Here is a 19,339-nt window from a genome sequence, read left to right as displayed (position 1 = left end):
CAGACGTTAGCCTGGACTACATTATAAGGCTTTCATAAAAGCGATCAGAAGGCCGGTTAAGATCTACCGGATTCATTAAAACAGGTTAAAAGCAATTTGTTAGCCTGATCCGACGGCGGGAGCTTGGGTTTTCCAGCCAGAAATCAGTAAGCTTGCACGAGCCTCTTTCAGGCTGTACTTACCCACCGCTAATCATTACGTTTCGTGTCCACCGACAAACACCATCAAATTGCTTTAACCCTTGTTCCCGGCGTTGGTAGCATTCTTATTCGCCAGTTAATCAGTTACTGCGGCTCGGCTACCGACGTCTTTCGTTCGCCATTGGCGCGCCTGCTCAAAGTACCCGGCATTGGCGACGTTACCGCCCGATCCATTCTGAAACCCGATGTACAGGTTCAGGCGGAGCAGATCATGAATCGATTAGCTAAAATGGGTGCTACGGCCCTTTTTTATACCGATAAAGCCTATCCGTCCCGGCTCAAATCGCTTTACGATTCACCTGCTTTACTGTATTTTCAGGGATCAGGCGACCTCAATGCGCTACGTACCGTAAGTTTGGTTGGCACGCGGCAAGCAACGGATTATGGCCGTCGAATGACTGCCGAGTTGGTTGAAGCGTTAGCCCCGTTCGGGGTCAGCGTGATTAGTGGATTGGCCTACGGCATTGACATTGCTGCTCACCGAGCCAGTTTAGTCAATAGTCTGCCCACGATTGGCGTGATGGCGAGTGGGCTGGACATTATCTATCCGAATGTGCACCAGAAAACGGCGCAGGACATGCTCGTTACGGGCGGTTTACTCACCGAAAGCCCACCCGGCACAAAACCCGATGCGCACTTATTTCCGGCTCGAAATCGAATCATTGCGGGCTTAAGTGATGCCGTTATCGTGGTTGAAGCAGCCGCTAAAGGTGGCGCTTTAATTACGGCCGAATACGCTAATAATTACCATCGGGATGTGTTCGCCGTTCCCGGCCAGCTTACTCAGGCGTTTTCGGCGGGCTGCAACAAGCTGATTCGGGAGAACAAAGCGCAGATTTACACCAGCCCTAAAGATTTGATCGAAGCCCTCAACTGGGATCAGCCGACGAACGTCATTTCAAGCAAAGCGATTCCGCCTGCCTTACCCGTGAACATTACCGAAGAAGAAAGTCAGATTGTCTCGCTGTTACGTCAGGTCGCCGATCTGCACATTGACGACCTGAGCTGGCAGTCGCAGATTCCGATGGGACGGTTGGCGTCGCTGCTGCTCAATCTGGAATTTCAGGGGTTTGTGCGCTCGTTGCCGGGGAAGAAGTACTCGGTAGTATATGTGTAGGCATTTCGTCTTTCAGGTCCACGCCCGACAAGCGCCGGGTCTTCATTTCGGTGAGCAGGTAGATCAATTTGTCAACGGCCAGATCGCCCGGTAACCCGTCGGGCCGGATGTTCGATACGCAGTTTCTTGACTCGTCGGTCAAGCCCGGCTGGGGCTGGTAGGTTAGATAAGCACCCAGACTGTCGGGCGACGATAACCCCGGCCGTTCGCCAATCAGGACAACAACCAGTTCAGCTCCCAGCGCGTGGGCAATCTCGTCGCCGATGGCTACGCGCGCCTGCTGAACCAGGCAGATCGGGGCCAGCGTCCAGCCGAGTTGCCCGATCTGTCTGACTAGCTTTGTTACAACGGCCACGACGTGTTCATTGACGGCCATGGCTGACAATCCATCAGCCACAACAATGGAAACCGTGTAGACTGGGCTGCGCTCGGAAAAACGAATTGCCTGTAGAAACAACCGGGACGAATCGTCGAGCAGGCGGCCCAGATCAGGGCGCTGGAGGTACGTCTGGCGATCCATGGCCTGACTATGCAGCTGCTGAGTCTGAGGCCGGATCGTGTTGAACTGGGCAACCAGCCGGTCTGAGTCAAGTTGCGAATATACAGCATCACGCGCCCGGGCATGATCGAGCTGAAACGCCAGCAAGGCCTTCGTAGGGAGGCTGTGTCCGGCACGTCCCTGCGCGATTCGGGCAGCAGTATGGTCTCGAAGAAAAGCCCAGGGATCAACGTGTGTCATACCGGCAGGATAACTTATTTTTTGATCTTATCCACTAGCTCAATCAATGTATAGCGATTGGATGAGCCGTCGGCGGGTGGATTTGCTACGTGTTCGCGTTTCACCACCAGTCTGTACTCGTAACCTTCTTCGTACGTAAAGCCCCGAATGGGATCGTAAAACAGCTGCCAGTCGGTCGAGTCATTGATTTTGACCTGCATACACTTCCGGGGCCCTACTCCCATGCAATCTTTGTATTGGTCGGCAATTTGTAGCGTAAGCACTTCTGGCTTAACCGTGCTTTTGTCGCAGGCTGACAATACGGTTAAAAACCCAATGGCGAATAAGACGAGTAGACGATTCATTCTCTGATTTAGTAGCAACGTAGTAAACATACACCTGAATGACCCAACTTGGCTACGATTGGTTGCAAGCCGTTATGTTAAGGTAGTAAACGTACTGGACCCAATAAGCCCGACGGCACAGGCTCCCATTGAGCAGCATCGAACGGGCGGTAGCGAATATCAACAATATTGATATCGTAAAACTTCTTCCATTCAGGATGCTGTCGGTCATAAAGTCGCATATAGTTTGCCGACAGATTGGTCACGTCAATTACCAGTTGATTCGTCCCCGGCTTCAATCGCCCGGCTGCAATCGTCAACTCGAAAGGCAGGCACCAGACTGTACCCAATGGCTGCCCATTCAACTGCACATCGGCTACTTCGCGCACATCCCCCAACTCAAGCCGATACGGTTTCGTTACGTCTGTAGTGGCGGGTACATCAAACGTAGTAGTATACCGGGCTGTACCCGAAAAATAAGCCGCCGAATCAGACGAATCAGCTCCACCCGCCGTTGTCCACGAAACCAGTTTTGGCAGGGTCATAGTACCAGTTAGTGCTGGGCGGCCACGCAAGAACTGCACCTGCCAGGTCCCCGTTACGTCCAGTAATGGTTTAGGCGTCGACTGATCTGTCCGTCTAGACGCACCGGCGATTTGAGCACGATTGTTCTGACCTTGACCTGAATGAGAGAGCGTCACAAAACACGATTTGCCGGGTGGTAGGCGCAGATAGACTGCCGTGTTTGCCTGAGCGCCTTTCCGCATCGGCACCGATCGATGCTGGTCATCGGTAAGCGGATCATTCAGGAAAGCCGTATTTGCGGTAGTGGCCAAGTTTACCCAACCAGCCCGAAAGCGGTCGCTTAGGTTCGTGATAAAATACTGCGTTTCGCCCGCAGGTGTCTTCTTTCGCACGAATGATAAACCTGCTTCGGCCATTGGCTCCCGCCGGGCACCCGCCCGTTCCAGCGCATCGACTACGTCCGCCGTTACCAAAACTGATTTTTGCTGACTCAACGCCTTTCCTAACGACGCTATATTCGCAGTACGCTGCTGCCAATTATAAAAACCCGCAGCCTGTTTCGGCACAGTGCCTTCGAACACGATCCGAACGCCCTGGCGGGCAAACGTCAGCAGCTTCTGTAGCGTCGTCTCCGGAATATACGTAACGGCTGGCACCACAATGACCCGGTACGTAGCGCCATCGGCACGTACTGATCCATTCTGACCTACGGTAAGCCGGTTCATCAACTCATCCGATACGTAATCGAACGAAAAACCACGCTGTTGCAACTGCTCGCCTAACCGCCCGAACGGCAACGGCAGCAGCCACCGCTCGGCATGGTGCACTTCAAGCATGTGTACGCCCCCAGCCGATTTTGCGGGTTTGGCCCATAAATCATGAATGGGGAAGTAAACCAGCACATCGTTGTCCGGCTTGCTTTGTTGCAGCAGTCGCTGGCAGCGTTCGACGTATTGATTGAGTAGAGGTAAATGCGGCCACAGATGCGACGATGGGCCGTAGTTCGTGGACGCATAGAAGAGCCAGCCGGGATACGCTTCGGCCTGGGGTGAATACGTGGTACCGTGGTAAAATACATGGTTAATTCCGGCCGTAAACAGCTCGTCGATCTGGGGTTTTATCTGCGACAGCGCTACGTTGAAATGATCGGCCAGCCAGGTGCCCGTTTCTGAACTCACCAGCGTTTTGCCCGTCAGGTGCGCGGCCGACGAAGCAAATTTCATGGCCAGCGGATGGGGCGTTCCAAACCGGTCGACTTCATAATTTTTGTCGACGCGCAGGCCCGGAATCGGAAAGCGGCTGCTGCCGAACGACTCTGTCTCTGGAATATCCGTCAAGGCGTATAAATCCAGGAGATTGCCCGGCGAACCATGCGCCTGATTACGCGTCTGGTAGCCCTTTGTTCGCGCCCAGTTCGTCCAGGTAGCGGTAAACCCGTCCCGCAGCAGTTCCGCGAGGGTCTGGTGGTAATCCTGTCGCACTCGAACGCCGTCTTCATTGCCGGTACTATCCAGAAAAGCTGTTAGCTGACTGTTCAGATCGTAGCCCCGTCGTTTCTTAAATTCAGCAGTAAATCGATCGGTCCAGTTGGCGCCATACACTTCATACGAATCATTGTATACCGCCCTCGGCTTCTGGGGTAAGCGCGTCAGCGTCGAGTCGAAGCGTTGCAGATACCGGCGAACCGCTGTGCTGTCGAAATAGTCGAGCACTAAACCTGCCCCACCCGGCGCGGCCCGTTTCACCTGTTGTTTGGTCGGTACCGACGTCAGCTGGCCATTTTCAACCTTCCACTGTTTCGCGGCCATATCACCCGATACGTTCGGGCCACCAAATGGCCAGCCGGTACCGGTCGTTACGTCGACACCCAGGCCCAACCGATTGGCTTCGTTAACCGTATGCGCAAACACGGCAAGCCATCGTTCGCTCAGGAACGGAATAAACGCATGTTCGTATCCTTTCACCCCGTAAATCGGAATGATGTGTACCCCGCCCAGGCCCGCTTTGGCAAACTGGCTAAGCTGGTTCGTTACGTCGGCTTCGTTAACGGCGCTCCCCATCCACCACCAATACGTCCAAGGACGGCTCGTGTTTAGTTTTGCCACACGGGCGGGCTGAGCCTGTAGCGTAAAGGCCGCAAGCAGCAGCGCAACAATACTGTATAATCGAATCTGAATCTTCATGGCAGGTTTTTTCTTAAAAGGCAAACAAGGCTTTGTTTTCCTGTTCTAGTCATCATCTGCCTACTCTCGACTAACTTATCCCAGGATTGCCGAAGTAAGCCTGCTACGCTCCTACTTCACTGGCCCCATCAATTGGCACTCACTACTCAATTTGGGCTAAACAGCATTACCATCTCAACCAATACTATTAACTTCGGCGCTCTCAACCTTTTATGCTGACCATGCTACGTACGCTCCATTTATTTGCCTTACTTCTGTGTACATTACCTTCCTTTGCTCAATCTAAAACCGCGACTTCGGCCCCGTCAAAATCAGCCGGCAACCCGGTTTTCCCCGGCTGGTACGCTGACCCTGAGGGTGTGATCTTTGGGAAGCAGTATTGGATTTATCCGACCTATTCGGCTCCTTATAATCAGCAGGTATTTTTCGACGCATTTTCGTCGACCGATCTCAAAACCTGGACCAAGCACCCGCGTATTCTAGACTCAACCGCCGTCAAATGGGCAAAACGAGCCATGTGGGCTCCGGCCATTATTGAAAAAGGCGGCCAATATTTTCTCTTCTTTGGTGCCAACGACATTCACGATCCCAAGAAAGAAGTGGGCGGCATTGGCGTATCGGTAGCCGATAATCCAGCAGGCCCTTTCCGCGATTACCTGGGCAAGCCACTGATCGGCGAGATTCACAACGGCGCTCAGCCCATTGACCAGTTCGTGTTCAAAGACAAGGATGGGCAGTATTATTTGATTTACGGCGGATGGGGTCATTGCAACATTGCGCGGCTCAAGGATGATTTTACCGGCGTGGTTCCGTTTGCCGATGGCACTACGTTCCGCGAGATTACGCCCAAAAACTACGTAGAGGGTCCGATCATGTTTATCCGCAACGGGAAGTATTACTTTATGTGGTCGGAAGGCGGATGGACAGGCCCAAACTACTCGGTGGCGTATGCTGTCGGTACGTCGCCGTTTGGGCCGTTTGAGCGCGTGGGCAAGATTTTGCAGCAGGATCCAACGGTTGCTACCGGCGCCGGTCACCACTCGGTTATTCAGATTCCGGGTACCGATGAATGGTACATCGTGTATCACCGCCGTCCCCTTACTGAAACCGATGGTAACCACCGCGAAACCTGCATCGACCGGATGTACTTCGACGAAAAAGGGCTCATCAAGCCGGTTAAGATTACCGTAGAAGGCGTTGAAGCGCGACGTATCAAGTAAAAAGCAGACGCGCAGTCCAGACATTTCAGGACTGCGCGTCTGCTTTTATAAAAAAACGTTACGTATTGATACTCTGGATAAGGTGGTGCCGGGCAGTTACAGGCATCAGTTGTCCTTGCTCGTTGAATAGCCCCATCGCTACAAGCCATTGCTCAAATTCAGGAGCAGGACGCCGGTCGAGCAGATTACGGATATACAAGGCGTCGTGAAAACTGGTGCTTTGGTAATGCAGCATCACATCATCGGCTCCTGGAATACCCATGATGAACGTAACGCCAGCCGCACCAAGCAAGGTTAGCAACGTATCCATATCGTCCTGATCAGCCTCGGCATGATTGGTATAACAAATGTCGACGCCCATCGGCAGCCCCAGCAATTTACCGCAGAAGTGATCTTCTAAACCCGCCCGGATAATCTGTTTGCCGTTGTAGAGGTATTCGGGACCAATGAACCCAACCACCGAGTTGACCAGCAGCGGTTCATACGCCCGCGCCACCGCGTAAGCACGAGCTTCGGCCGTTTGCTGGTCCATGCCCTGATGCGCATTGGCGGATAACGCACTTCCCTGCCCGGTTTCGAAATACATTACGTTGTTACCCACCATACCTCGATTTAGGGAACGAGTGGCCTCCAGCCCCTCCCGCAGCAGCGCCAGGTTTATACCGAACGACGTATTGACCGCTTCGGTACCGCCAATGCTCTGAAACGCCAGATCGACGGGAGCACCCAGCTCAATAGCCCGCAACGTAGTGGTTATATGACTCAGCACACACGACTGCGTCGGAATAGCGAACCGCTCCCGAATGCTGTCCATCATCGTCAGCAGTCGGACAGTTGTCTGCACGTGGTCGGTGGCCGGGTTGATGCCAATAACCGCATCGCCCGATCCGTAGAGCAGTCCATCCAGCAAACTGGCAGCAATACCGCGGGCGTCGTCGGTGGGGTGGTTCGGTTGCAGGCGCGTCGACAGGCGTCCCCGTAACCCGATTGTGTTCCGAAATTTGGTAACGACCTCACATTTGGCGGCTACGGTAATCAAATCCTGATTACGCATCAGTTTTGAAACAGCCGCCACCATTTCGGGCAGTAATCCAGGAGCCAGCGCCCGAAGCGTTTGCGTATCGGTTTGATCGGAAAGCAGATAATTCCGAAAATCGCCTACCGTCAGGTGACGTATTAACCTGAATGCCTGCGGGTTGTGCGCATCAATGCTCAGCCGCGTCACTTCATCCTGTTCGTAGGGCACGACCGCTTCGTTCAGAAACGTCGTCAGAGGCAGGTCAGCCAGGGCCATCTGAGCCGCTACCCGCTCTTCCGCAAATTGTGCCGCGACTCCCGCCAGTTGATCGCCCGAACGCAGTGGTGACGCTCGCGCCAAAAGCGTTTTCAGGTCTTCAAAATAATACGTTGTCTGACGGATGGTATGACGGTAGGGCATACGGACACGGTTGCGGTCAGTAAAGATACAGGAACCGCAGATTTATTGAGTTACCAAACAAATCGACTGATTTTCGGGTACTACAGGCGTACACCAAAACTAAACCAATCACCAGTTATGGGAAAAGGCGATAAAAAATCACGCAGAGGAAAGATTTCGAGGGGTTCGTACGGCAGAACCCGCCCTAGTAAAGTTAGCACAGATGCACCGAAGCCTGCTGAGAGCAAATCAGCGGAGTAAGCGGTATTTTACCCCTCCTGACCTCCCCTCGTAGTGAGGTCAGGAGGGATACAGTAAAAAGTCAGCGTACCAATTGCAGCCTCCCACTTCTCTGACTAATCTTCCCCGTAGGTAGTTCAACCCGTAGTTGGTACACATATACACCCGTTGGTGCCGGTGCTCCATCCGCATCTCCATCCCAGGATCGCTTCTGATCATTCGCATTAAATACAATCCGCCCCCAGTGATCAAAAACGGTAAGTTGATAACGCAGGGACGCCACCTGGTTAACCGGCCCGAACGTATCATTCAGGCCGTCGTTATTTGGGCTGAAGGCATCCGGGAAATAGACCTCGCCGGATGAGTTCGGCAGCGGTTTGGTTGGCGGAAAGGTATAGCATATTTCGGAAGAAGGGTTCGTGCCGGGACAGTTGTCAGCGGGCACAAGCCGGTAACAGGTCGTTCCACTCGTATCGGCCGGAGTTTTCAGGCTCCCCATCGTTCCCGCCGGAACGGGTTGCCCATTACCCCACGCGCCACTATCGACCCGCTGCTCAAGCGTCAGCGGCAGTGCCGACGGATTATCGACTTGAATCCGGACCATAGCCAATCCCGCTGGCTCAACGAGTCGGATTTGTGGAGGCTGGTTCGGCGTAAATGTCAGGCGCGTAGTACCTCCGCAGTTTCCCACTTCATGAATACCCTGCACCTGTATCTGACGCGCGGCACTACCCACAAAAATGTGCTCCCGTTCCGTTTGACCCTTTCGAAGCGTATCGACCTGCCCGTCTCCCCACCGGATCAGAACGTAATCGTATTTACCAGGGTCGGCCAGTACATCGTTAACCGAGAGATTCAGTTGATTTCCGCAGGCGGTCATAGCAACGGCAGGCGGCAGTGTATCATACGCCCAGACGATAGCACAAGCCCGTAGCGGTAAGCCCTTATACTCACCGAGCTGCAAAACCGTGTAGATGCCGGGTTTAGTGTACGTATGGGTGCTGGCTGACGTTACGTTGTCTTCGCGCTTACCGTCGTATTCATAGACGTACCGAACGTTTTGCACACCCACCAGGTCGCTGCTAGTGGTAATGGTCAGCGGTACGCAGTTCGTCGTGTTCTTTACCTGAAGCGCCCCAAGGAACGTAGTCGACGTAGTACACTGCGCCCAGACAGCGGTTGATTGAAATGCCACGCGCCCACTCAGCAGTAGCCAAAAAACTACCCAGCCTGTGGGCCTGCACGGTGGCATTCCAATTCTCCGCAGTACCATGATGGGCGAATGCTTCTTCGTTATGTACAAACTTATCGAAGAAGCACCACAATTAACGCGTTTTCGCTTTTTTCGGTTTAGCGTCAACCGACACGGGGTCGGGGGCCGTTGGGATAACCGGGGTCGGTTCTACCGGTACGGGCTCAGGCTGGCGGTTACGTCCTTCCCGAAACAGCACAAAGCCAATCAAGGCGATCAGCAGCACGTTGCAGATCAAATCTATCGTGTCACCCGTTCTCGCCAGGGGTGGGTCAAATTTAAACTCAATTGTGTGCTTCCCGGCCGGGATTCGCATAGCCCGCAAGACGTAGTTCGCCCGAAGATGTTCAGCCGGTTTGCCATCAATAAACGCCTGCCAGTCCTCATTCCCCCGGTAATAAATCTCCGAGAATACAGCCAGGCCGTCACGGGTCGCATTGGCCTGATACGTCAGGCGGTCCGGGCGGTAGCTCGTGAGTTGAATGGTACTGCCGGTATGATCCATCGTGGCGGGCAACGTACCGAGTTGAGCCGCAAACCGCTTGTCAACAACCGCTGAATCGCGTGGATTGAGCGACTTTACAGCGGCAAGCTCTTCATCGGCTGAATTCACCTGCTGCACATGGCCGACGAACCAGGCCGCTCCCAATACGTCTGGATTGGGTACTACGATAGGGCCAGCGGGTTGCTGCGGATTAGCCGGGTCGGGCTGACCTTGCTGAATGACGTACTTGGCATTCAGCATGTTCAGGATATTGAGCGTATTCGACTGAAAGGCGTAGTTAATCAGCTCATTGTACCGCCGTAGTTTGGCCGCATGGTACCCACCAATCGACCGGTGGAAGTACGATGTCCGGTTGCTGCTCATAAAGTCACCGTTCGACTCGAATACACGGTATCCCAGTGACTTATCCTGAAGAATCTGCTGATCGGCCGGTGTGGGCTCAAAAATTTGACTTACCTGTGATTTTGGGACAAAGTCCGAGTTGTTCAGATACCGTTTATCAACTCCGAATAAATCAAACACAACTACGGCCAGCACGAGTGGGTAGAAAACAGCCGGTTTCAGTTTGTTCGTAATGAACGCCCACAACGCACCGGCTACCAGCAGAATCAGAATAAACGAGCGAAACGCATCACTTCGCATCAGACTCTGCCGATCGCTGATCAGCGCCGACTGAAATTCTTTACCGGCCTCCCCAAAATAACTAGCCAGGATGCTGGCGTCTTTGGCCGACTGAAACGAGAAGATTGTGGTACCCAGCACGGCAAACACCAGCGCCAGACCGGCAGTCAGCCCAAAGCTGATAAGCAGCGGTTGCTGTAACTGAGCCCAGGTCAGCTTCCGGCTCACAATGGTCTGAATAGCCAACGCAGCGCCAAGGCCAATGAACAACTGCGCCAAGCCTACCGCCATAGTCATCGCCCGGAACTTGTTCAGATAAGGCAGGTAGTCGAATAAGAAGTAATTGACAGAAGGCAGGTATTTACCCAAGGCTAGAATAAGCATCAGGCCCGTAGCACTTAGCAGCCACCACCGAAACGGTTTCTGAATGATAAACAGGCCCAGCACAAACAGGAACAGCAAGGCCGCCCCCGCATAGGCCGGTCCGCCCACAATGGGCAAATCCCCCCAGTACGTAGGGGCCCCCAGTTCAGCAAACTGTTTCGCCTGGCTTGGGTCGAGTCCCCGGTTGACTAAGGCCTTATAAAACTCAGAGTCCGTAGTTAATCCACCACCGGGACCACCCCCATACAGGTTTGGCACGAGCAGCGTAAACATCTCAGCGACGCTGTAGCTGTAGGTAAAGGCATATTCTTTATCCAACCCGCTAGTCGACTCGTTATTGACCGATTTCCCATCCGGGTTTGTCGTCTTCGCGGTCAGTTCGGAGGTGCCGCGAATGGTCTCTTTGGTGTACTGGTTCAGCACCAGCAAGCGTTTACCAAAGCTGCCAGCGGCCAGCACACTCACAACAGCTAACGTAGCCAGTCCAATCGCCAACTGCCGGGTCTGGCCTTTCCGGAACATCGAAATTCCTTCGATCAGTACGTACAGGCCGACGGTCATGAACAGGTAATACGTAATCTGGATGTGGTTAGCCCCGAACTCCAGGCACATGAATAAACCGGTCAGAGCCGCGCCAACCCAGTAGCGCCCTCGTAACGTCAGGACAATACCCGCCAGTAATCCAGCACCGAATCCCATGGCGTAGAGCTTCGACATGTGACCAGCTTCAAGACTGACCATACCGAACGTACCGAATCCGTAGGCTACGGCACCAAGCGCTGCCAACCAGGCATTACACCCCAGCACAACCAGCAGTAGGTAAGCCCCGAACATGATGGCAAACAGCACCGCAACCGTGGCCGGTACAAGACCCAGCACCGCCATTACGGCTTTATAAACAAAAATATAGGGGTAAACAAAGTCGATCATGTAGCTTGGCATGCCGCTGAACACAGCGTCCGTCCAAAGCGGCTTTTCGCCCGTCTGCTGGGCTATTTCGCGGATTTCCCGAGCCGAAGCGCCAGCCTGCTGCACATCGTACATAGACAGCGTTTTACCGGATAATACGGGCGATAAATAGAGGAATGCCAGCGCGAGAAGTCCCAGCACAGCAATTAGGTGAGGGCGTAGCCGGTGAAAGAGAGTTGGTTGGTTCATAAAGTCTACGGGAACGTAGTCCAAAGATACGGCTTTAGACCAAAACGGATGGGATGGTACGTGGATTGTTCATCTCGTTAAAAGGCATCGCTATTCGCCCCTTTATACAGGCCACATTATTGATGGTTATTATAAATCAGAGCAACCGCAGGAATTGAAACGGGTAGGCAATCAACTAAAAACATAAGAGGGCTGATTAAGACTAGTCTTAATCAGCCCTCCCGCTTTATGCATAATCGTTTATAAATTGACAAACTATACCGACAGAATGTCTTTTTCCTTCGCGACGAACGTCTCGTCGATGCGGGCGATGAAGGCGTCGGTAAGTTTTTGAACGCGCTCTTCACCTTGTTTGACGAGGTCTTCCGATACGCCTTCTTTGGTCAGTTTGCGAATGTCTTCGTTGGTGTCTTTGCGGATGTTACGTACGTTGACCTTCGCGACTTCAACTTCCTGCTTTACTTTCTTGACCAGGTCGCGCCGGCGCTCTTCGGTCAGGGGCGGAACGCTTAACCGGATCAGTTCGCCATCGTTGTTGGGCGCCAAACCGACGTTCGAGTTGCGAATGGCTTTCTCTACTTCGCCGATCAGCTTCTTTTCGAAAGGCTTTACGACAATGGTTCGGGCGTCGGGTGTATTGACGGACGCTACCTGATTCAATGGTGTCATCGTGCCGTAATATTCCACCTGAATACCGTCCAGCATCTGAGCGCTGGCTTTACCAGCCCGAATTTTAGTTAGTTCAATGGACAGGTGCTTGAGTGCCTTTTCCATCGTATCTTTTGCATCGTCGAGGTATAGCTCGATCTCTTCCATTTTTTTATGAAGTTGTTAGTTCCATAGTCATAGCGTTGTACAGGTAACTCCGCTGTCATCCGACAACTTTGCCCTGCTGAACCCTATAACCGCTCCGGCGGCCCCGCCAATAACTCATCGAATAAATGTACCTGTGCTATCGTCACCCTGCACAACCCGCAGTAAACTCCCCGGCTGGTTCATGTTGAACACGATGATGGGCAGGTTGTTTTCCTGACAAAGCGTAAACGCCGTCAGGTCCATTACGTTCAGTTTCTTTTCGTAAACGTCCTGGAAGCTGATGGTCGTATAGCGCGTAGCGGTTTTATCCTTCATCGGGTCGGCCGTATACACCCCATCGACTTTGGTGCCTTTCAGGACTACGTCGGCTTCGACCTCAATGGCCCGCAGACTGGCCGTTGTGTCGGTGGTGAAGTACGGACTGCCGGTACCGGCTCCAAAAATAACGACGCGCCCCTTTTCAAGATGGCGCACCGCCCGACGACGGACGTAGGGTTCGCAGACCTGTTCCATTTTGATGGCCGACATAACACGGGTGTACATCCCTTGCTTTTCGAGTGCACTCTGGATGGCCATGGCGTTGATGACCGTAGCGAGCATACCCATGTAGTCGCCCTGTACCCGGTCGATGCCTGACCGTTCGCCCGATACGCCCCGGAAGATGTTACCTCCACCGATAACGATGGCCACCTGAACGCCCATATCTACGATTTGTTTGACTTCCAGACTGTACTGTTCCAGCACAGCGGGGTCAATATTGTAGCCGGATGGACCAGCCAATGCCTCCCCGCTCAGCTTGAGCAGGATTCGTTTGTACTTGGGTTCTGGTGTCATGAAGTGAAATTTGCGCGGGCAAAGATAGGAAAAAAGGGTTAGGAGAGAGAAGCTAGGAGCTAGGAGTGAGCATAGTTCGACGATAAAGTTTAGTTCAACTCTCGCTCCTCACGCCTATCTCCTCGCTTCTCTTTACATAAATTCCACCAGCACCTGCCCTTTCTCAACCCGGTCACCTTTGGTTACGCGAATGGCTTTCAGCGTACCGTTGCCCGGTGCTTTCAGTACGTTCTCCATTTTCATCGCTTCCAGAATCAACAGGCTATCGCCTTTGGTTACCTCGTCGCCCGGTTGCACGTTAATACCCACAATTAAGCCCGGCATGGGTGCTTTGAGGTCATTTACTTTAGCACCGGCTGCCTGGGACATGCCCATTTTTTCGAGCAGCAAATCGAAGCGGTCCTTGAGCTGAACCTGATGAATATGCCCGTTTATTTTTAAACTTACCGTTTTTTCGGCGGCATTCAATTCCAGCACTTCGGCGGTATAGGAGCGGTCCTGATGAAGAATATGAAACGTCTGGTCCGACAATCGGACGAGATCCCACGCAAAAGGTTCGCCGTTGAGAAGAGGATTGCCAGCTACAAAGTCGATGGTAACAGCAGTTTGTTCGTTGACGGTCGTTTGGTACATGCGATAGCCGTTAAAGTCCGAGGTTATTTTCGGTTCACCAAATATACGCCCAGCAGGCAAACGGCCATGCCAAGGTACTGAACGAAATAAATCCGTTCGTGATCGAACAGCCCCCAGAGTAAGGCTACCATCGGCATCAGGTACGTAACGGATGAAGCAAAAACAGGCGATGTCAGCTGCACTAGCCGGTTGAAGAGTATGGTCATTACGCCCGACCCGAATACGCCCAGCATAACGAGGGTAGCCACGGATGGCCCGGCCCCTGACTGCACAGCGCGCCCGGCAAAATCGGTGGGCAGGAGCGTCAGTAGCGCCAGCGGCCCAATCAGCATGAAAATCCAGCTGCTCGACACCAAAGACGGGAAATGGCTCAGGTAACGACCAATCAGATTAATGTTAATACCGTAACAAAGCGTCGCCAGCACCACGAGCAGCGCGTAGCCGTTGATGGCAAATGTGCCTGTAGCACTGTAGAAAACCAGCAGTAACGACCCACCTAACCCGAGCAGAATGCCAGCCAGCTGGCGTACGTAAATTTGTTTTCCGAAGAAAGCAGTACCAATGAGCAGGGTGAATAAAGGACTCAGCGAGTTGAGTGCTCCTGATAGCGAACTATTGAGGTGCGCCCCGGCAACCGCAAACAGAAAGGCTGGAATCAGATTACCCAGCAGGCCCGCGGCCAGCAGCGCAATCCACCGTTGACGTACCGACGAGCGAATATCCGCCTTCCGGCTCTGGTGCGCGATAAACGGCGAGAAAAACAACCAAGCCAGCACAATGCGGCCAGCCGCAACCTGCTCCGCTGGGAAGACCGCCAGACTGTGCTTCATCAAAATGAAGGAGCTTCCCCATACTAAGGCTAACGTTGCCAGCAGCACCCAGGCTAACAATGGGCGTTTCTGAGTTAGTCCAATAGATTCTGTAGGGCTAGCCGTCATAAGGCAAACAAGGGGTAGACGTACTGAAATATCAGCAAACTGGTCAGGACGTGTAGGTCGCCCGTTACCGGTCGGTGTACTTATACGTATTCTTCCGAATACCGTTCTGCCACTTCGTCCAGTACCGCACTCGTTTCCGCGTAGGAATCCAGGGTTACCAGGCGCATCCGATAGGGTTTAAAGTCGGGCAGTCCCCGGAAATAGTTGGCGTAGTGACGGCGCATCTCGAACAGGCCTGTAATCTCCCCTTTCCAGCGAATCGAAAAATCGAGGTGCTGACGACAGACCGCAACCCGGTCGGCGATGGTCGGTGGGGCCAGGTGCTCACCAGTCTTGACAAAGTGCTTGATCTCGTTAAAAATCCAGGGGTAACCGATGCTGGCACGACCAATCATGACCCCGTCGACTCCGTACCGGTTTTTATATTCCAACGCCTTCTCGGGCGAGTCGATATCGCCGTTACCAAAAATAGGAATCTGAATGCGCTGATTTTCTTTAACCCGCCCAATCAGCGTCCAGTCGGCTTCGCCTTTGTACATCTGCACCCTCGTACGTCCGTGAACCGTTAACGCTTTGATGCCAATATCCTGAAGCCGCTCGGCCACTTCCTCAATATTTTTGGTGCTATCGTCCCAGCCCAGGCGCGTTTTCACCGTAACGGACAGATGCGTAGCTTTTACAACGGCTTCGGTCATCCGCACCATTTTCGGAATATCCTGCAACAAGGCAGCTCCGGCTCCGCGACAGGCTACATTTTTAACCGGGCAGCCGTAATTAATATCAATCAGGTCAGGATTGGCGCGGGTAGCAATCCGGGCGCATTCGCCCATGGTATCAACATCGGAGCCGAATAACTGGATGCCTATGGGCCGCTCGTATTCAAAGATATCAAGCTTCTGGACACTCTTGGCCGCGTCACGAATCAGCCCTTCCGAAGAGATAAATTCGGTGTACATCAAATCGGCACCGTTTGCTTTACAAACCGCCCGAAAAGGAGGATCACTGACATCCTCCATGGGAGCCAGCAGCAGCGGAAAATCCGAGAGTTGTATGTTACCAATTGTGACCATAGTTGAAAATGTCATTTATTAGTCATTACTCGTCAGCACTAACGAATGACAACGTAATGATTCATAAGGGCGATTTAATGACTTAGCCTAAAGTTTTAGCACAATCCGAAGGTGGAAATGGTTCCCGTTAACGGATTATAGTAATGAGTCAGTAAATTTACAGGAAAATGGAGTCAACCTATACATCAAATCGTCCTCTTTCACGGCCACCCACGCTCGGCGGGCTGATTACGCTTGTTGGTTTTGTGCTACTGGGGGGCGTTGTCAGTACGTTGCTGCTCTTTGGGATCTTCATCATTCTGAAAGGGTTTGGCCCCACCGAAGCCCAGGCTTACCTGATTGAGCTGGCCGAGAAACCAACCGCCGTAGCCAATGGCTGGTACGAGCTAATGGCCCTGCAGGCGATAAACCATCTGGGTACGTTCCTCCTTCCCTCGCTCCTGTACTGGTATGCAATCGAACACCGGACGTGGCAACAGTTCAGCGCCCGGCCAACCTGGGCGGTAGCGGGTATAGGTCTGGTCGGGCTGATCGTGATTGCCTTCATGCCGTTCGATGGCCTCATCATCGAGTGGAATCAGGGCATTCATCTGCCTCAGACGCTGGCTCCACTCGAACAGTGGATTCGGGACAAAGAAAAAAGCCTGGAAGGCGTCACCAAGTACCTGACGACGTTCAACACCCTCGACCGACTTCTGCTGGCCATTGTTGTGATTGCTATTATTCCGGGTATTGGCGAAGAGGTGTTGTTTCGGGGTATTCTGCAACGGAACCTGAGCTACTGGACCGGCAATGTCCACGTCGGTATCTGGCTGGCCGCGGCCCTGTTCAGCGCCATTCATGTGCAGTTTCTGGGCTTCTTTCCGCGTATGCTGCTAGGGGCGTTGTTTGGCTACCTGTATCTCTGGTCGGGCAACATCTGGGTACCCATTCTGGCGCATTTCGTCAACAATGGCTTCACCGTACTGATGGTGTATCTGTACCAGCGAAAGCTGACGACGATGGATGTCGAACGTACAGAGTCTGTTTCGGCCGCTGCTGCCTTAGCCTCCCTGGCCTTGACCGTAGGGCTGCTGTATTATTTCAAAAAAAGGAATCAGGCGTCAATTGATACCCGCGAACGGTGAACGCACATGGGTATCTATTAACGTTTATCTGTTTTACTAGAGTTATGACCGAAACCTGGAAAAGTATCTATACCACGCCCATAGCCCACCGGGCTGAGCTGGCTAAAGCCATATTATTGGAGCATGACATTCCGGCCGTGGTCGTGAATCGGCAGAGCAGCAGTTATCCGACCATTGGTTCGGGAAAGAGCGAAGTACACGTGCTCATTAAAGACGAAATTCTGGCTAAAGTAATTCTGGAGAATGAAGCAACATTTAGCTAAGATGTCGAACCTCCAGCAACGGATCATCGCGGCCGTGGTGGGGGTTCCGATTATCATCTTCATGATCTGGTACCAGCCCTGGACATTTGCGTTGCTGTTCTGCGTCATCAGTGCCCTTACCCAGCGCGAGTTTTATCGACTGCTTGGCCTCGACGGCTTTGAGCCCCTGACGGCGTATGGGACGCTGGTCGGAACGATGGTCTGCGTGCTGGCTTATTTTATTGAAACAGGCATGATGGGCACCGGCAATTATTTTCTGATCTGCCCGGCTTCGTCGATGATTTTTCTGATCAAGCTGTACAAAAAGCGAGATATGAAGCCGTTTACTAATATCGGGTTCACGTTCCTGGGCATTATCTACGTAGCAATGCCTTTCGCGTTACTGATTATCCTGGCGTTGCGGGGCGGAACGTATCACCCGATCATTATCACGGGCTGCCTGCTCTTGCTGTGGGCCAGCGACATCGGTGCTTATTTTGCCGGTACGTATTTCGGCCGCCGGAAACTCTTCGAGCGCGTATCACCCAAAAAATCGTGGGAAGGGGCTATTGGAGGGGCCTTCGCAGCCGGGCTGATTGCTATGGGGCTGGCCTCTTTCTCCGATGAACTGCGTCCCTGGCAATGGTACTGCGTGGGCGGTATCATTGTGGTGACGGGTACATACGGGGATCTGGTCGAATCCTTGTTCAAGCGCAGCATCGCGATCAAAGATTCGGGAACGAGCATTCCCGGTCATGGCGGTTTTCTGGATCGTTTCGACGGTCTTCTGCTGGCGGCTCCCTTTATCATTACGTTCTTAAAGCTTTTTGCTTGATGGTATTTACCCCTCCCGGCCTCCCCTTGTAGGGGAGGAGTTAAAGATGATTGCTTACAAAAGCTCCTCCCCTCATAGGAGAGGTTGGGAGGGGTACAGAATACTTAATCTTTCTTAAAATTCCTCGCGGAGAAACCATATCGTACCCTTTACTCGTTTACTTTGTAGTATAGTAAGTATGCCTATGAAAAAGTCATTGACGTTATTGGTGTTGGTTCTGGCGTTGTTTGTGCTGGCAGGTCTGTCTACGACCGTACGAGCACAGGGACAAGACCGGCAGGTGACGTTCACGGGCTTCATCACGGGTGGTAAATCCAACGAACCGCTGCCAGGTGCTTATATCTACATTCCGAAAGCGGGAAAAGGAGTTCTGTCAGCTCCGAACGGCTATTTTGCCTTGCCTGTCTTTCCCGGCGACAGTATTATTTTCAGTTACGTTGGTTTCAGAACGCAGTACCATATTATCCCGAGCCGACTTGCTGACCTGACATATTCAGCGGTGGTGGCCTTGCAGGAGGACGTAAAGACGCTGGCCGAAGTAAAAGTGTATCCGTACGCTACCGAGCAACTGTTTAAAGAAGCGTTTGTCAACCTGAAGCTGCCGGACGAAAAAGAGCGGGAAAATCTGGCGAAAAATACCGATCCGGCTGCGCTGATGCGTTTAGCGGCTACCATGCCGATGGGCGCTGTGGCCAATCACCAGAACTTTGTTAACCAGCAGTTTTTCGGGCGCGAATCCATCACCGGACGTAGCAATATGACTACGTTTGCCTTCACCAATCCCTTTGCCTGGGCTAACTTCATTCGGTCCGTTAAGAAGGGCGATTTCAAGAATAAAGAGTGGCGCAATGAACTCAATAAAGCGCCCCGCGAAAACATCTCGCGTAAAGATATTCTTCAGGAAAATTGATCTTAGCTGTTCTTTGCGGGCGGTTGTTTACTACGTAATAGTCCGCTTGT

At 52.8% G+C, this 19,339-nt stretch carries 18 protein-coding genes; 7 read left to right on the top strand and 11 right to left on the bottom strand.

What is annotated here, in order from left to right:
- Positions 1-204 precede the first annotated feature (204 nt).
- Positions 205-1,317, top strand: coding sequence for a DNA-processing protein DprA (gene dprA, locus ACYVIY_RS06645; protein ID WP_460975516.1), 1,113 nt, complete (start codon positions 205-207; stop codon positions 1,315-1,317).
- On the opposite strand, the gene eutC is transcribed toward dprA, so the two are convergent.
- The 3 genes from eutC to ACYVIY_RS06630 all read right to left on the bottom strand — a co-directional run bounded on the left by eutC (position 1,250) and on the right by ACYVIY_RS06630 (position 5,087).
- Complete coding sequence (eutC, locus tag ACYVIY_RS06640) at positions 1,250-2,056, bottom strand: ethanolamine ammonia-lyase subunit EutC (RefSeq protein ID WP_460975515.1); 807 nt, start codon at positions 2,054-2,056, stop codon at positions 1,250-1,252. The genes dprA and eutC overlap by 68 nt on opposite strands.
- A gap of 14 nt (positions 2,057-2,070) precedes the next feature.
- A complete protein-coding gene (locus tag ACYVIY_RS06635; protein ID WP_460975514.1) occupies positions 2,071-2,400 on the bottom strand; it encodes a DUF4377 domain-containing protein in 330 nt (109 codons plus the stop codon).
- Positions 2,401-2,477: 77 nt separating this feature from the next.
- Positions 2,478-5,087 carry a glycosyl hydrolase gene (locus tag ACYVIY_RS06630; protein WP_460975513.1) on the bottom strand — a complete coding sequence of 870 codons (2,610 nt, stop codon included), beginning with the start codon at positions 5,085-5,087 and terminating at the stop codon, positions 2,478-2,480.
- A gap of 221 nt (positions 5,088-5,308) precedes the next feature.
- On the opposite strand from ACYVIY_RS06630, the gene ACYVIY_RS06625 reads away from it, so the two are divergent.
- Positions 5,309-6,307, top strand: a complete 999-nt coding sequence (locus ACYVIY_RS06625; RefSeq protein WP_460975512.1) for a glycoside hydrolase family 43 protein — start codon at positions 5,309-5,311, stop codon at positions 6,305-6,307.
- Positions 6,308-6,365: 58 nt separating this feature from the next.
- Here ACYVIY_RS06625 and ACYVIY_RS06620 read toward each other — a convergent pair whose 3' ends face one another.
- Complete coding sequence (locus ACYVIY_RS06620) at positions 6,366-7,745, bottom strand: ethanolamine ammonia-lyase subunit EutB (RefSeq protein WP_460975511.1); 1,380 nt, start codon at positions 7,743-7,745, stop codon at positions 6,366-6,368.
- Between ACYVIY_RS06620 and ACYVIY_RS06615 the strand changes: the two genes are divergently transcribed.
- Entirely contained in the window at positions 7,731-7,985 is a 255-nt protein-coding gene (locus ACYVIY_RS06615) for a 30S ribosomal protein THX (protein WP_460975510.1), read from the top strand. The two genes, ACYVIY_RS06620 and ACYVIY_RS06615, sit on opposite strands and share 15 nt — an antisense overlap.
- Positions 7,986-8,046: 61 nt before the next feature.
- Here the strand turns inward: ACYVIY_RS06615 and ACYVIY_RS06610 are convergent, their stop codons facing one another.
- The 7 genes from ACYVIY_RS06610 to dusB form a co-directional block, all read right to left on the bottom strand.
- Positions 8,047-9,159, bottom strand: a complete 1,113-nt coding sequence (locus tag ACYVIY_RS06610; RefSeq protein WP_460975509.1) for a gliding motility-associated C-terminal domain-containing protein — start codon at positions 9,157-9,159, stop codon at positions 8,047-8,049.
- Positions 9,160-9,289: 130 nt separating this feature from the next.
- Complete coding sequence (locus tag ACYVIY_RS06605; RefSeq protein ID WP_460975508.1) at positions 9,290-11,884, bottom strand: hypothetical protein; 2,595 nt, start codon at positions 11,882-11,884, stop codon at positions 9,290-9,292.
- Between the two features lie 255 nt (positions 11,885-12,139).
- Entirely contained in the window at positions 12,140-12,700 is a 561-nt protein-coding gene (gene frr, locus ACYVIY_RS06600; protein WP_460975507.1) for a ribosome recycling factor, read from the bottom strand.
- A 114-nt stretch (positions 12,701-12,814) separates the two neighbouring features.
- Complete coding sequence (gene pyrH, locus ACYVIY_RS06595) at positions 12,815-13,534, bottom strand: UMP kinase (RefSeq protein ID WP_460975506.1); 720 nt, start codon at positions 13,532-13,534, stop codon at positions 12,815-12,817.
- A 132-nt stretch (positions 13,535-13,666) separates the two neighbouring features.
- Positions 13,667-14,167 carry an acyl-CoA carboxylase biotin carboxyl carrier protein subunit gene (locus ACYVIY_RS06590; RefSeq protein ID WP_460975505.1) on the bottom strand — a complete coding sequence of 167 codons (501 nt, stop codon included), beginning with the start codon at positions 14,165-14,167 and terminating at the stop codon, positions 13,667-13,669.
- A 23-nt stretch (positions 14,168-14,190) separates the two neighbouring features.
- The gene (locus ACYVIY_RS06585) at positions 14,191-15,105 is read right to left on the bottom strand and encodes a DMT family transporter (protein WP_460975504.1); all 915 of its coding nucleotides are present in this window, start codon (positions 15,103-15,105) and stop codon (positions 14,191-14,193) included.
- An 80-nt stretch (positions 15,106-15,185) separates the two neighbouring features.
- On the bottom strand, positions 15,186-16,175 hold the full coding sequence (gene dusB, locus ACYVIY_RS06580; protein WP_460975503.1) for a tRNA dihydrouridine synthase DusB: 990 nt from the start codon (positions 16,173-16,175) through the stop codon (positions 15,186-15,188).
- 167 nt (positions 16,176-16,342) lie between these two features.
- Here dusB and ACYVIY_RS06575 point away from each other — a divergent pair, with 167 nt between their 5' ends.
- The 4 genes from ACYVIY_RS06575 (at position 16,343) to ACYVIY_RS06560 (ending at position 19,289) form a co-directional block, all read left to right on the top strand.
- Positions 16,343-17,302: a lysostaphin resistance A-like protein gene (locus tag ACYVIY_RS06575; RefSeq protein WP_460975502.1), complete on the top strand. Its 960-nt coding sequence runs from the start codon at positions 16,343-16,345 to the stop codon at positions 17,300-17,302.
- A gap of 44 nt (positions 17,303-17,346) precedes the next feature.
- A complete protein-coding gene (locus ACYVIY_RS06570; RefSeq protein ID WP_460975501.1) occupies positions 17,347-17,565 on the top strand; it encodes a putative signal transducing protein in 219 nt (72 codons plus the stop codon).
- Positions 17,546-18,379 carry a phosphatidate cytidylyltransferase gene (locus tag ACYVIY_RS06565; protein ID WP_460975500.1) on the top strand — a complete coding sequence of 278 codons (834 nt, stop codon included), beginning with the start codon at positions 17,546-17,548 and terminating at the stop codon, positions 18,377-18,379. The genes ACYVIY_RS06570 and ACYVIY_RS06565 overlap by 20 nt, the downstream gene beginning before the upstream one ends.
- Positions 18,380-18,563: 184 nt before the next feature.
- Entirely contained in the window at positions 18,564-19,289 is a 726-nt protein-coding gene (locus tag ACYVIY_RS06560; RefSeq protein WP_460975499.1) for a carboxypeptidase-like regulatory domain-containing protein, read from the top strand.
- The last annotated feature ends 50 nt before the right edge of the window (positions 19,290-19,339 follow it).

Source organism: Spirosoma knui, from assembly GCF_054780635.1.
This window is presented reverse-complemented; position numbering and strand designations above follow the sequence as displayed.